The 14708-nt window shown below is 37.1% G+C and carries 14 protein-coding genes; 13 read left to right on the forward strand and 1 reads right to left on the reverse strand.

The window, feature by feature from the left end; genetic code table 11:
• Positions 1–14: 14 nt before the first annotated feature.
• Positions 15–1418, reverse strand: a complete 1404-nt coding sequence (locus tag BR72_RS12235) for an amino acid permease (RefSeq protein ID WP_035433395.1) — start codon at positions 1416–1418, stop codon at positions 15–17.
• Positions 1419–2046: 628 nt separating this feature from the next.
• On the opposite strand from BR72_RS12235, the gene BR72_RS12240 reads away from it, so the two are divergent.
• The 13 genes from BR72_RS12240 to rbsK all read left to right on the forward strand — a co-directional run bounded on the left by BR72_RS12240 (position 2047) and on the right by rbsK (position 14563).
• Complete coding sequence (locus tag BR72_RS12240) at positions 2047–2250, forward strand: hypothetical protein (RefSeq protein WP_035433396.1); 204 nt, start codon at positions 2047–2049, stop codon at positions 2248–2250.
• 248 nt (positions 2251–2498) lie between these two features.
• On the forward strand, positions 2499–3473 hold the full coding sequence (locus tag BR72_RS12245) for a phosphotransferase enzyme family protein (protein ID WP_035433397.1): 975 nt from the start codon (positions 2499–2501) through the stop codon (positions 3471–3473).
• A gap of 367 nt (positions 3474–3840) precedes the next feature.
• On the forward strand, positions 3841–5301 hold the full coding sequence (locus BR72_RS12250; RefSeq protein ID WP_035433398.1) for an alanine/glycine:cation symporter family protein: 1461 nt from the start codon (positions 3841–3843) through the stop codon (positions 5299–5301).
• Between the two features lie 308 nt (positions 5302–5609).
• Complete coding sequence (locus BR72_RS12255) at positions 5610–6338, forward strand: amino acid ABC transporter ATP-binding protein (protein ID WP_035433399.1); 729 nt, start codon at positions 5610–5612, stop codon at positions 6336–6338.
• 12 nt (positions 6339–6350) lie between these two features.
• The gene (locus BR72_RS12260; protein ID WP_035433400.1) at positions 6351–7175 is read left to right on the forward strand and encodes a glutamate ABC transporter substrate-binding protein; all 825 of its coding nucleotides are present in this window, start codon (positions 6351–6353) and stop codon (positions 7173–7175) included.
• A 72-nt stretch (positions 7176–7247) separates the two neighbouring features.
• Positions 7248–7904 carry an amino acid ABC transporter permease gene (locus BR72_RS12265; RefSeq protein WP_035433401.1) on the forward strand — a complete coding sequence of 219 codons (657 nt, stop codon included), beginning with the start codon at positions 7248–7250 and terminating at the stop codon, positions 7902–7904.
• Entirely contained in the window at positions 7905–8549 is a 645-nt protein-coding gene (locus tag BR72_RS12270) for an amino acid ABC transporter permease (protein WP_035433402.1), read from the forward strand. It abuts the gene before it with no gap.
• Positions 8550–8687: 138 nt separating this feature from the next.
• Positions 8688–10112 (forward strand): amino acid permease, encoded by a 1425-nt coding sequence (locus BR72_RS12275; protein ID WP_035433403.1) that lies wholly within the window; start codon positions 8688–8690, stop codon positions 10110–10112.
• Positions 10090–10467: an OsmC family protein gene (locus BR72_RS12280; RefSeq protein ID WP_035433404.1), complete on the forward strand. Its 378-nt coding sequence runs from the start codon at positions 10090–10092 to the stop codon at positions 10465–10467. The genes BR72_RS12275 and BR72_RS12280 overlap by 23 nt, the downstream gene beginning before the upstream one ends.
• A gap of 343 nt (positions 10468–10810) precedes the next feature.
• Positions 10811–11269, forward strand: coding sequence for a MarR family winged helix-turn-helix transcriptional regulator (locus BR72_RS12285; RefSeq protein WP_035433405.1), 459 nt, complete (start codon positions 10811–10813; stop codon positions 11267–11269).
• A gap of 19 nt (positions 11270–11288) precedes the next feature.
• On the forward strand, positions 11289–12902 hold the full coding sequence (locus BR72_RS12290; protein ID WP_035433406.1) for an MDR family MFS transporter: 1614 nt from the start codon (positions 11289–11291) through the stop codon (positions 12900–12902).
• A gap of 564 nt (positions 12903–13466) precedes the next feature.
• Positions 13467–13682 carry a hypothetical protein gene (locus tag BR72_RS27105; RefSeq protein ID WP_231559715.1) on the forward strand — a complete coding sequence of 72 codons (216 nt, stop codon included), beginning with the start codon at positions 13467–13469 and terminating at the stop codon, positions 13680–13682.
• A complete protein-coding gene (rbsK, locus tag BR72_RS12295; RefSeq protein WP_035433407.1) occupies positions 13664–14563 on the forward strand; it encodes a ribokinase in 900 nt (299 codons plus the stop codon). Before BR72_RS27105 ends, rbsK begins: the two co-directional genes overlap by 19 nt.
• The last annotated feature ends 145 nt before the right edge of the window (positions 14564–14708 follow it).

Raw genomic sequence — 14708 nt, forward strand, 5'->3', positions numbered from 1 at the left:
TAGTGTTTTTGAGTTTAACTGATTTTTGTATCTGGTTTATTATCAATCGTATTTTTCATAATCAGTGGATAAAGAATGAGTCCAACTACAAATAATCCGATTCCTAGTAAGAAAGTTTTCATATCAGATGTTCCTGTTTTAACAACCCAAATGGAATAGATAAGAGCAAGTACTGTGATGACTCCGTCCAATTTGCGAGAGCCTTGCATGTTGTTATATGTTTCACCAGTAATAATAAGTTTTAATTGATATAATGTTGAAACAAGATATGGAATTAAATAAGCAAGCGTAGCGACAACAATTGCAAAGGTATACGCTTCTGATACGCTCCCAGAAATAGTAGAGAATAAGAATACTTGTGTCATGATATTTGTTAATAACAATGAGTTTGTTGGACTTCCTTTTTTATTTGTTTTTCCAAAGAAAGCAGGGAATAGTCCGCTTTTCGCTGCTTGATATGGAACTTCTGCACTTACAACGATCCAACCTACTGTAGAACCGAATAGAGAGACAAGTGCTAGAAATGCCATAATGTATGCACCTTTATTACCAATAGCCATACTTAATGCATCAACCAATGGTTTTTGAGATCCTTTTAACACATCTTGCGGAAGAGCACCCATTGTTAACAATGTAATTGCTACATAAATAAGAAGAGCAATTACTAATCCGAAAATCGTTGCTTTTTTTACATCGCGCTGTGATTTTGCACGGTTTGAAAGCATAACAGCTGATTCAATACCAATAAACGCCCAAAGTGTTGAGATAGCAGCAGCATTGATTTGCCCGCCTAATGGAATAGATTTTCCAGCCTCATTCATAAACGTTTGCCCATCACCGAAATTCGCTGCATTAAAGATGAATAATGTAATGATAATAAACATCGTAAAGCCAATAATTTTTGCAACAGTTGCAAGTAAATTCATATTACCAGCACGATCAATGTTTTGAGAAAGAATATATTGAATACCCCATAGCATAATACTACATACAGCGAATGTTAAGGCTTTTCCTAGTTCTAACGAGAAACCATTTGTCGTGAACAAAATTTGTTTACTTTGCAGCACTGGGAAAAACGTAGATAAATATCCTGCAAATGAAATAATAACAGAAGCTGTTGCCGCCCAGTATCCCCACGCCATGCTATAACCAGCAACTTTACCATACTTTGGTGATTTGAACATTGCTTGCGCATAACTTTGCGGACCTGCTTTTAAATTTGGCTTTCGCATTGCTAAGTTTCCGAACACGAGCGCAATCATAAATACACCAAGCCCGGTAATTGTCCATGCAAGCGTGGACCCCATTGGTCCTGATACTTGTGCTAAATTTGCCGGAAGCATAAATACGCCGCCACCAACCATATTTCCAACAACGAATGCTGTTAAAACCCATAAACCCCATTTTTTTGTGTCCATGATGTCTAACTCCTTTTGATGATAGTTTTTTTGTTTTATCCCGCATTAACGGGCAGTAATACTCCCACCTCAAAATTCAGCGAAAGCAAAGAAGTTAGGTGGGAGATAAACTGCCCGTAAAAGCCCGATTGGTTCAACTAATAATCAGTGGGGGATGAAGAAAACCCCCACTGATTAAAGTTTCACTTTATGATTTTTTGTACCTAGTGTTTTTGGGAAATAAAAAAGAGCCATGTAGATAAAAAATACCTACATGGCTCTTTGCCTAACGTAGGTACAACGGGAATAACCCTTGTACCTACGCGTGAATTTTTCCGCTAGGTTTCAAGGGTTTACGTATGATGATGATGTTTTTGTGCAAATGTAACTACAGTTGTATAAGTAAGCATAGCTCTTTGCTCCCTCTCTCCTCTGATTTTGAAGTAAGTATACTACATGTTTTTTAGAAAGGGAAGAGAAAAAAGATATTTTTTATAAAGATTCATTTTTGTGATTAAATATCCATACTGGTTTGGGTGATTTACTGTGAGATATGAAAAATATTATTTAGAATTTTTTGTAAAAATATGTAGTAAAAAGGATAGATGTGGTAATCTTAGGGGGATGGTTTGTTAAAGGGAGTGGGAGCTTGCCGTATGTCGTACATATTTTAAGCATTATTATGATTTGCGTAGGGGGAATCAGTGTATATCGCTCCGTAAAATATAAAGGGTACGGAGCTTATTTTAAAATAAAAAAACTGAAAATTCCGTTTTGGATTATTACGTTAGGGGTAGCGCTTTTTGTGATGAGTATGGGCATTTATACACTCATATTGGAAGGGAAATGGTAAGAGGGATTAAGACATAAAAAACCTTTCTTTTAGGAGGGTGAGAGAGTCTAGTCACGCATAGAAACAATCAGGGCCTTTTCCTACCACGTGCAAGGTTTAAAACAAAAGGGGCAATCAGCAACTTATATAGTTGTATTTTTTCATTATTAGAATTGAAAAGAAGTAGAATGTTCTGCTTCTTTTTTTATTTTTCCGGCAGTGATTTTAAGAATCATGGCGAATTATGTAGAGAGGAAGGGAGTGCTCATATGGAATTAACAGTTGAAAAAGTGTTTACAAAAGAAATTTTACAAGAAGCAGCAAAGCGCTTCGGTGTAACTGTTGCGGAAGAACCATTAGGAGACTTTGAAAATTATATTTTTCGTGCCGAGGGAGAAGACCAAACACCGTATGTTTTACGTTTGACACATTCATCTCATCGTACATATAAGCAAATTGAGGCCGAATTAGATTTTCTAGCATATCTCGGGAAAAACGGTGCAAAGGTAGCAGCGCCGCATCAATCAAAAAACGCTCTATTTGTAGAAAGTCTACAAGCAACTGATGGAACTTCTTTTTATGTTTCACTTTTTGACTATGCAAATGGAGAAAGAGTGAAAGATGTAGATTCTACTGTTTGGAATGATACGCTATTTTACGCTTGGGCAAAAGCAATTGGTCAGTTACATCGACTTACGATGGATTATCCAAAGACGGAGAATCGCGTTACGTGGTTGGATGATGAAATTACCATTATTGATATGTTACAGGAAGACAAGGAATTGCAGGGAATTGCGTATGAAGTTGTAGCAGAAATTCAAAAATTACCTGTGACAAATCGTACATTTGGATTAATACACGGCGATATTCATCATGGGAATTTTCACTATGAAAATGGAGAGTTAACCATTTTTGATTTTGATGATGCCACGTACAATTATTTTGCACATGATCTTGCTATGGTTGTATATTATTCTGTCTTACGAAAAGATTGGACAGAAGAAGAAAAGGAAAAATTTTCTCGTCACCAGTTGCAAGTATTGAAAGAAGGATATGAGACAGAGCATACTCTTGATGATTCTGTATATGATTCGATACCGCTTTTCATGCGCCTTCGTGATGTTGCTTTATATGGAACGATCATGAAAAAGTTTAACGGTAAAGAAATGCCAGAGCATTTTCAAACATTAACAAATGCAATTTATAAGAGAATAATTGCGAAAAAAGCAATTGTTGAATGGTAAGGAAAATGTGAACTGACCTAAAACGCTATTTTAGTGTTTTAGGTCGTTTTTTTATCATATAAATATAAATCGAAAAACCCCTCTTTTTTGAGGTAGGCGAGAGCATCTGGCCGCGCATAGTAGCGGTCATGGATTTTTTTGCCACATGCAAGGTTTAAAACAAAAGGAGAAAGCAAGTAGCGGCTTAAATGTTGAAAGATCAAATTGAACTTGAGTACATATGCTCGTACTCTTTTTTTATCCAATATTATTTTGTGTTTTTATACAAAAATATGTTTATTTTCTCAAAATAATATTGTATTTCACAAGGTGTATATTTTATACTTTTTATATATTCTGAAAATTCTTTATAAAAGGAGGAGGATCTGTGGAAGCTTTCGTCAATTGGTTAAATGGTATTGTTTGGAGTCCTGCACTTGTTTATTTATGTTTAGGGGTAGGTTTATATTTCTCAGTTCGAACGAGATTTTTGCAAGTTCGATATGTAGGTGAAATGGTAAAGCTTACGTTTCAAGGGGAAAAGTCAGAAGCAGGTGTTTCTTCATTCCAGGCGTTAGCGCTTTCTTTATCGGGGCGAGTTGGAACAGGAAATATTGCCGGGGTGGCGACTGCGATTGCCTTCGGTGGACCAGGAGCCGTCTTTTGGATGTGGCTTGTGGCCTTTTTAGGAGCTGGTTCTGCTTATGTAGAATCAACACTTGCACAAATTTATAAGACAAAATATAAAGGACAATTCCGCGGCGGTCCGGCGTATTACATTGAAAAGGGACTGGGAATAAAATGGTATGCGATTATTTTCGTTATGGCGACAATTCTCGCGACAGGAATGTTGCTTCCTGGTGTACAGGCAAACAGTATTGCAGTGAGCTTGGAAACAGCTTTTGGTATTAATACGTCTGTATCGGGAGCAATATTAGTTGTTGTATTAGGCCTTATCATTTTTGGCGGTGTAAAGCGTATCGTTAATGTAGCGCAAGTTGTTGTACCGTTTATGGCGATTGGGTATATTCTCGTAGCTTGTTTAATTGTTGGGATGAACATTGAAAGGTTACCGGATGCTTTTATGCTTATTATAAAAAGTGCATTTGCATTAGAATCTGCATTTGGAGGAATTATTGGTTTAGCAATCTCTTGGGGTGTAAAACGCGGCATTTATTCAAATGAAGCGGGGCAAGGAACAGGCCCTCACGCAGCTGCAGCTGCAGAAGTATCTCACCCTGTAAAGCAAGGACTTGTACAGGCATTTTCTGTTTACATTGATACATTATTCGTGTGCTCCGCAACGGCATTTATGATGATTATCACGGGAATGTATAACGTATTTAATGTAAGCGGAAAAGGGTTTCTTGTGAATAATTTGAACGGTGCAGAACCAGGCCCTGGGTATACACAAGCAGCTGTTGAATCTGTGTTCCCTGGATTTGGAAGCGGTTTTGTTGCAATTTCTCTCTTCTTCTTTGCATTTACAACGATTATGGCATACTACTACATTGCGGAAACAAATATTGCCTATTTAAATCGTGAGAAAGATCGCCCTTGGATGATACTAATATTGAAGTTTATCTTCTTAGCGGTCGTATTTTACGGATGTGTGAAAACGGCAGCAACGGCATGGGCCCTTGGGGATATTGGTGTTGGTATTATGGCATGGGTAAATATTATTGCAATTATATTATTGCAAAAGCCAGCACTGTTAGCACTAAAAGACTATGAGAAGCAGAAGAAAGAAGGAAAAGATCCTGTATTTGATCCTCGGGAACTCGGTATTAAAAATGCTGATTTCTGGGAACATGAATATAGAAAAGATAAACAAGAAGAAGTTTCCTAAAAGGAATGGCCCGCTCTATGCAGTATATCGGCGCTTTTCACGATATATCGACCACTTTTTAGAATATATCGGCGCTTTTCACAATATATCGGCGCTTCGACACGATTTAAAGACACTTCGACGATATTCGACACACAAGTAGTCGATTCGCTGAGCTGAATCATACCAAAAATTGAAAAGAAGCTGTCCAAAAGTAAAACTTTTGGACAGCTTCTTTTTTTGTCTAAAAGATTACTAGTTATTTTTTTGGGTGTTTTCGAATATAAAAAACTATACAGGCCTTTTGATATGTAAAGGAGGGGAGTAGATTGATTGTTTTTCGTGATGTTAACAAGTATTACGGCAACTTTCAGGTTTTAAAAAATATTAATTTACAAATTGAAAAAGGAGAAGTTGTCGTGGTCGTTGGGCCGTCGGGGTCAGGGAAAAGTACGTTGCTGCGCTGCATGAATCAACTAGAGATGATCACGAATGGTGAATTGATTGTAAATGGCGTGAACATACATGAGGGAAAGAAAGATATAAATCAATTAAGACGAAGCATCGGTATGGTATTTCAACATTTTCATTTATATCCTCATAAAACGGTGCTTCAAAATATTACATTTGCCCCGATAAAAGTACTCAAAAAGCCGAAAGAAGAAGCAGAAAAAATTGCGATGTTTTATTTAGAAAAAGTAGGGATTACAGATAAAGCAAATGCCTATCCGCACCAACTATCAGGCGGGCAGCAACAGCGCGTTGCCATTGCAAGGGGACTAGCAATGAAGCCGGAGATTATGCTGTTTGATGAACCGACTTCAGCACTTGATCCTGAAATGATTGGTGAGGTACTTGATGTTATGAAAACATTAGCAAAAGAAGGCATGACGATGGTTGTTGTTACGCATGAGATGGGATTTGCCCGCGAGGTAGCTGATCGCATTTTATTTATGGACAAGGGTGAAATTGTGGAAGAGGCTTCGCCTGCTGATTTCTTTGTAAATCCAAAACAAGAACGAGCCCGATTATTTTTAAGTCGGGTGCTGAATCGTTAAAGGAGGAATTTGATGATTAAAATGAAAAAGTGGTTTACGCTTATTGTTTTTGCCTGTTTATTCGTATTGATTGTAGCTGGGTGCGAAAGTAAGAAAGAAAAAGAAGCTGTAAAAAATGAAAAAGAAACTGTTGTTGATCAAATTAAGAAACGTGGGAAGTTAGTTGTCGGTGTGAAGAATGATACGAATCTATTTGGATTAAAGAACCCGGCAACAGGAAAGGTAGAAGGATTTGATATTGATGTTGCGAGAGCGCTTGCGAAAAAAATTTTAGGTGATGAGAATAAATTAGAATTAAAAGAAGTTACTTCGAAAACGCGCATCCCAATGCTAAAAAATGGCGATATCGATGCGATTATAGCAACAATGACAATTACTGAGGAACGCAAAAAAGAAGTTGATTTCTCAGATGTGTATTTTAAAGCTGGGCAATCTTTACTTGTGAAAAAAGGAAGTGGAATTAAAGATATAGCTGATGTGAAAAAAGGGGTAAAGGTGTTAGCGGTAAAAGGTTCTACTTCTACGAATAATATTCGTGCTAAAGCACCGGAAGCGACTGTACTTGAATTTGAAAATTATAGCGAAGCATTTACGGCATTGAAGGCAGGGCAAGGTGATGTTTTAACAACAGATAATGCGATTTTATACGGTATGGAAAAGCAAGACGCAAACTATGAAGTAGTTGGGAAAAAATTCACGGACGAACCGTATGGCATTGCGGTGAGAAAAGGAGAAACGGAACTTACGAAAGTAATTAATGAGTTACTAAAAGAGATGCAAGCAAACGGTGAATACAATAAATTGTATGAAAAGTGGATTGGGAAAAAGCCTGAGTAAAACGACAAATATAGGATACAAGAGGATGAGAAATAATCATCCTCTTGCTATGAATAAAGAGGGGGAGAGTTTGTGCAAGGTTTTTCGATTCTCTCAAATAATCTAGATTTGTATTTAGAAGGATTTAAATATACGGTGCTGTCTAGTCTTATTGCGTTAATTGGTAGTTTTATTCTTGGCATTATCATCGCAGTGATGCGAATTGCGCCATTTCGGTTTCTAAATTGGATTGGGGCAACATATGTGGAGTTTATTCGGAATATCCCTTTAGTTTTAATTACATTTGCTTTTTATTTTGCTTTTCCAGTGATCGGCGTTACATTAAGTGGCTTTGTTGCTGGTACAACTGCACTTACGATATATACGGCGGCTTTTATTACAGAGGCAATTCGTGCGGGGATTTTATCAGTTCCGAAAGGGCAGATGGAAGCAGCTCGTTCTTCTGGTTTAACATATGTACAAGCGATGTATTATATTATTTTGCCACAAGCAATAAAAATTGTGATTCCGCCGCTAGGTAATCAATTTCTCAATTTAGTGAAGAACTCTTCTATATTAGGGATTATCGCTGGGGCGGATTTAATGTACCAAGGTGATTTAATCTCTACGAGAACATTTGTCACATTTGATGTATACATCTTTGTCGGGATGTTTTATTTACTTTTAACTGTTCCGATTAGCATGGGTGTTCGCTTTTTAGAGAAACACTTGGCGAAAGGAGCTGTGTAGATGGATTTTCGCGGTGCTTATACAGGAGATCACATTGTTTTTTTATTAAAAGGACTACTTGTTACGTTAGAAATCGCTCTTATTGCAATCTTCCTTAGTTTTATCATTGGTAGCGTTATCGGTACGCTCAGATATGCGAAAATACCAGTTGTATCCACAATACTTGCTTGTATTGTGGAAATCATTCGTAATTTACCGCTGCTATTAATTATTTTCTTTACATATTTTGCGCTCCCAGAAGCTGGATTGAAATTAGAAATTACAACAGCGGCCGTTGTGGCATTGACGATATTTGAAGCTGCGATGATATCAGAAATTGTTCGCAGTGGTTTATTCTCAATTGAGAAAGGGCAAATTGAAGCAGCGCGTGCGTCTGGATTATCGTATGTACAAACGCTTCAGCACATTATTTTACCGCAAGCGCTGCGGCGGATGGTGCCGCCGCTTGTCAGCCAATTTATATCCCTTTTAAAAGATACATCGTTAGCAGTCGTCATTTCATTGCCAGAATTAATGCATAATGCCCAAATTATTAATGGGCAAAATGTAAACTATATGATTCCTACAATTCTTCTCGTCGCCTGTATGTATTTCGTTGTGAATTATAGTTTGTCTCTTTTTTCGAGACGATTAGAAAGTAGATAACTCTTGCATTGTATTTTATGCAAGAGTTATTTTTTTAGAAAAGTTTTAATTTTATATAGAAATTGTAAACGCTTTATTGTATATTTTATATTATCAGAAATTTTAAAATATAGAGGGGTATGTTAGGGGAGGAAGAAGATGAATCAGACAACGAATGAGCAATTACATCGCACAATGAAGAGTAGACATTTATTTATGATTGCACTTGGGGGAGTAATCGGAACAGGTTTCTTTCTCGGATCAGGATATACAATTAATCAAGCAGGACCAGGAGGAGCGATCCTTTCTTATTTAGTCGGCGGTTTTATTATGTATTTAACGATGCTTTGCCTTGGTGAATTAACAGTTGCTATGCCCGTTTCGGGATCATTTCAAAAATATGCGACGAAATTTATCGGACCTGGAACAGGATTTATGATTGGCTGGCTATATTGGTTAGGCTGGGCTGTAACGGTAGGGTTAGAGTTAACGTCAATTGGTCTAATGATGAAAAGATGGTTCCCAGATGTAAACGTTTGGGTATGGTGCCTTGTGTTCGGAGGACTTTTATTCATTTCAAATGCAGTATCAGCAAAAAGCTATGCAGAATTAGAATTTTGGTTTTCGAGTATTAAAGTAATTACCATTATTGCATTTATTCTTCTTGGGGGAAGCGCATTGCTTGGATTTTTACCATACGATGGAAAAGCAGCAGCACCGCTTTTTTCTAATTTTGTACAAGATGGTGGGTTATTTCCACATGGAATTGGAGCTGTGTTGCTCACAATGATCACAGTAAACTTCTCTTTCCAAGGAACAGAGTTAATTGGGATTGCAGCAGGTGAAAGTAAGGAGCCGGAAAAAACAATTCCACGTGCGATTCGTAATACAGTATGGAGAATTATGCTGTTCTTTATTTTAACAATGACGATTTTAGTAGGATTAATCTCTTGGAAAGAAGCAGGAGTGATTGAAAGTCCGTTTGTTGTAGTCTTTGATAAAATTGGTATCCCATATGCAGCGGATATTATGAACTTTGTTATTATTACGGCTTTATTATCGGTAGCAAACTCTGGATTATATGCAGCAACACGTATTCTATGGTCACTATCAAATGAGGGAATGGCACCACTTTCTTTTAAGAAGGTGAATAAAAGAGGGGTTCCGATTACAGCATTAGTTGTGACGATGATTGTTGCAGCGTTATCGTTATTAACAAGTGTATTCGCGGAAAGTACTGTATACATGTATTTGCTATCGATTGCGGGATTATCAGCGGTATCAAGTTGGATTATTATCGCATTTTCACAAATTCGATTTAGACAACAATATGTAAAGAGCGGCGGCAAATTAGAAGATTTAAAATATAAGACACCATTATATCCAATTGTTCCAATTGCAGCGCTTGTTTTAAACAGCGTTGTTGTAGTTAGTTTAGCGTTCATCCCAGAACAACGCATGGCATTATATTGCGGCATTCCATTTATTATTTTTTGCTACATATATTATTATATAAATAAAAAAAGGCAGCAAAAGGTGCAAGTGGAAATGGGGAATACATATGCAACTAATAGTGAAGCGTGATGAAATTACAGCGGATCTTCCATATGGTGAATTGCGAATTGGAAAAGAGAATGGATATACACCATTAGAACTTTTAATTGCTTCGATTGCAGGGTGCAGCGCCATTGTATTTCGAACGATTTTAGAAAAAAAACGTATTACGTATCATGAATTTACAATGGAAACGGAAATTAAAAGAAGTGAGACAGTATCAAAACCAGTAGAGAGTGCTCACTTACACTATAAAATAAAAGCAGAAGGAATTACGCAAGAACAGTTAGAAAAGGCGTTAGAACTTGCGATGAAAAATTGTACAATTGTCCAATCTGTAAAAGGCAGCATCGAAATTATTGAAACAATTGAATTGATTTCATAAAGAAGTAAAGACTACCATTTCTGTGTTTTGTATATATAGAAATGGTAGTCTTTTTACATATATATTGCTAAGTATATCCAACATGATCTCCACTTGCTTGCTCCCTCTGTTTAAAACATGGCACGTGGCAGAAAAAGGCCCTGACCGCTCCAATGCACAGCCAGAAGCTCTCGCCCCCCTAAAAAAAAGAGGTTTTTATGTTATTTTTTGTATTGATATAACATGATTTTTCTCAATATTTTTATCAAAAAAAGAAAGAAACAAAATCATTGACATTATTAATTACAAAGTTTAATATTTAAAGATGTTAAATATTTAGTGGTTGAAATAAGGGGTGGAAAATATGCAAAATGATATGACTCATATAGATAAAATTCAAGCTCTTGCATTTTCTATTGGAAAGAAATTACAAACAGAATTATTAGAGAAATTACAGTCATCTGGATTAACACCACCGCAATTTTATATTTTAAAAATTTTAGATCGTTATGGTGCATCAAGAGCAACAACATTAGCGAAGAAAATGTATGTGAAACCGAGTGCAATTACAGTAATGATTGATCGTTTAATCGATCACGATTTGGTTTCGCGTTATCATGATGAAAATGATCGTCGCGTTGTTGTAATTGAGTTAACGTCAAAGGGGAAAGCTGTTCTAGAAGAGGCAATGATTGCTCGTAATCAACATATTGCTAAGTATTTTTCCGAATTAGAAGTACAAGAGAGAGAAGACTTGTTACGATTATTTGAAAAACTAGAAGCAATTATTTGTCAATCATCAGAGAAGAAAGAGACAAACTAAAGAGAGTTGAGGAGATTACATGGAACAACAAGAAAATCAAAATAGAACTTTGTTGTTAACTGGCTTAGTTATCGCTATGTTATTTGCTGCATTAGACGGAACAATCGTTGGTACAGCAATGCCGCGTATTGTCGGTGAACTTGGTGGATTAAGTTTAATGACATGGTTAACAACAGCATATATGTTATCATCAACAACGGTTGTACCAATCGCCGGTAAATTAGCCGATTTATTAGGTCGCCGCACTGTATATATGACAGGATTAATCGTCTTCATGATTGGTTCTGCGCTTTGTGGTATGGCAAATGGTATGACAGAACTAATTATTTTCCGTGGTATTCAAGGTCTTGGCGGCGGTATTATGATGCCGATGGCTATGATTATCATTGGGGATATGTTTACAGGAAAAGAACGTGCGAAATGGCAAGGGATTTTTGGAGCACTTTATGGTCTTGCTTCTGTCATTGGTCCGCAAGTTGGTGGCTGGATTGTTGATTCAATGAACTGGAGATGGGTATTCTACATTAACTTACCAGTTGGGATTTTAGCAACAATCCTTATCGCAATGGGCTTAAAAGGGAAGAAACAAACAGGGCCAATCCAAATTGACATCGCTGGTATTTTCACGATGATCGTCGGTGTTGTGAGCTTATTATTAGCATTAACATTTGGTGGAAAAGACTACGCTTGGGATTCTTGGCAAATCATTGGGTTATTTGCGCTTGCGGTGATTGGTCTTATAAGCTTTGTGAAGGTAGAGAAAAAAGCGAAAGAACCGATTTTACCTGTCCATTTCTTTAAAAATCGTACATTTACAGTATTAAATGCAATTGGTTTCTTTATGAGTATTGGAATGTTCGGAGCAATCATGTTTGTTCCATTCTTTATGCAAGGTATTGTCGGTGTAAGTGCCGCTGAATCAGGAACGATTATGACACCAATGATGATCACGATGATTATCACGAGTATTATTGGGGGTCAGCTTGTATTAAAAGTTGGAGTGAAACCACAAATTATTACTGGAATGCTGATTATGGCTGGCGGATTTGGGATGTTAACGACAATGGATATGCATACAAGTAAGCTTGTTGCAACGTCGTATATGATGATTATTGGCTTCGGAATGGGTCTTGTCATGCCAACTTTAACATTAGCATTACAAGAAAGCTTCCCGAAAAAAGATCTTGGAGTTGTAACTTCATCAAGTCAATTCTTCCGTCAAATCGGTGGTACATTTGGGATTACGATTTTAGGTTCCATTATGAATAACACATCTGGTACAGTATTAACAGATAAGTTAGTGCCTGTACTGAATACGTTCCCACCACAAGCAGGAGAAATGGTCACGAAGTTTAAAGATATGATTCACACAGATCCACAAGGGTTATATTCAATGTTATTTAGTCCAGAAGCATTGAAGAAAATCCCAGAACCAATTGCAAATAGCATTGTGCCTGTATTAAAGGCATCATTATTAGATTCTCTTCATCATGTATTTATAACTGGTTTAGTATTTATTCTAGTTGGTGCTGTATTTACATTGTTCTTGAAGAAAATTAAGCTTTCTGATCGTAAAAAGGCAGCAAAAGAACCGAAGAGTGAAACAGATGAGAAAGAAGCAATGGTATCTTAATCATTATAAAGAAGAGCATCGCCTGTAGAGGCGATGCTTTTTACATATAATCGCAATTTCTATTGGTGAGGGAGTGAGTTTTTATATTAAAAAAATAAAGAATTTAGGCGTTATCTTGTCAGTTGCAAATAATTGACGGATTTTCATGAATACGTTATATTATTTGTGTAAACGGTTACATATGATAGAAAAGGAAAAAAATGTACGATAAAGGTAAAACGAGCATGATTAGTCAAGTACGGTGGCGCGTTCTCTATAGAAAAAGTGTTCTTGTCTAATTATCTCTAACATCGTAACTCCATTCTTTCCAGAAGTAGCCCGATCGGTGGAAGCTGTAGCTCATAAAGTGAAACTTTAATCAGTGGGGGCTTGAAAAAAGCCCTGGTTGTCTAGCAGCGTTCTTTCGTAGACTCCGCTTGTAGGCTGCATATCCAAGAATGATTTACTCTGTAACAGTTCTGATTGGAAAGGAACGATCAACCACATGCCTTCTTATATAAGAAGTTGCTAATACCTACAAGCATTGGCGAAGGGAAACTACATCCTAATATGGATGGGTAAAACATGTGTGTATTTGCCAAGAGTTATTTAAGGCTATGCCTAAGCGAAAGAAGTCACCTTACCGCTGGGCTCTTGCCCGTCACGCACTTGAAGATGGGGACTTCTTTCGGAAATACGTTAAAAGTACCGGTTATAGCAATTGATCGTATTGTAGCATGGAATGAGTGGATTGCATTCGGTACAGTAAGGAGGAAAAGAGATTGCCGAATATTACAGTAGTTGGCAGCATTTCCATGGATTTAGTTGCCGTCTCAACAAAACGTCCCAAAGCTGGTGAAACAGTAATTGGGGAAGCATTTCATACTGCTCCAGGTGGAAAGGGCGCAAATCAAGCCGTAGCCGCCGCGCGCTTAGGTGCGAATGTTGCGATGGTTGGAGCAATTGGCGATGATAATTATGGAAAGCTTGTTCAAAGAAATTTAGAGAATGAGCATATTTTTATCAATCAAGTGAAAACGGTTACGGGTGAAACGACAGGTATTGCTCATATCGTACTGGCTGAGGATGATAATAGTATTGTTGTTGTACAAGGGGCAAATCGCCTTGTAGATGAGCAACTTGTAAATCGTGCAAAAGATTTTCTTGTAAAGGCGGATATGGTTGTATTACAATTAGAAATTCCACTTGAAACAGTAAAATATGTGCTAACGACTTGTGAAGAACATCAAATTCCAGTTATTTTAAATCCAGCTCCAGCGCAAAGATTGCCAGAGGAAGTGTTACAAAAAGCAACGTACATTACACCAAATGAGCATGAATGTCGAATTGTTCTAGATGACTTTACATCACCAATTGAATCATTGCTTGAAAAGTACCCCAATAAATTGTTAATGACTGAAGGGAAAAACGGTGTTCGATTCCATAATGGCACAGAAATTGTTCATGTACCGAGCATTTCTGTTGAAGTTGTCGATACGACAGGGGCTGGAGATACATTTAACGGTGCATTAGCAGTTGCGATTGTAGAAGGAGAAGAATTGCAAAAAGCGATTCATTTTGCAAACATTGCAGCCGGGATTTCTGTAACAAAATTAGGAGCTCAAGGTGGTATGCCATTAAGAGATAAATTACGAGAAGTGCAGATAATTGTAGGATGGTAAAGTTTCAATTATGGTATAGTGAACTGTCACATGTATTTGAAATTATGACTTTTAGCGTAATTTTAACTTAGAGGTATTGACTTATCAGTAGGTTCTATTTTAGCATTATGACGTACACTTATTGCTGGTATGAATTTATTGTTTG

This window comes from Bacillus sp. UNC322MFChir4.1 (genome assembly GCF_000746135.1).
Lineage (GTDB): Bacteria > Bacillota > Bacilli > Bacillales > Bacillaceae_G > Bacillus_A.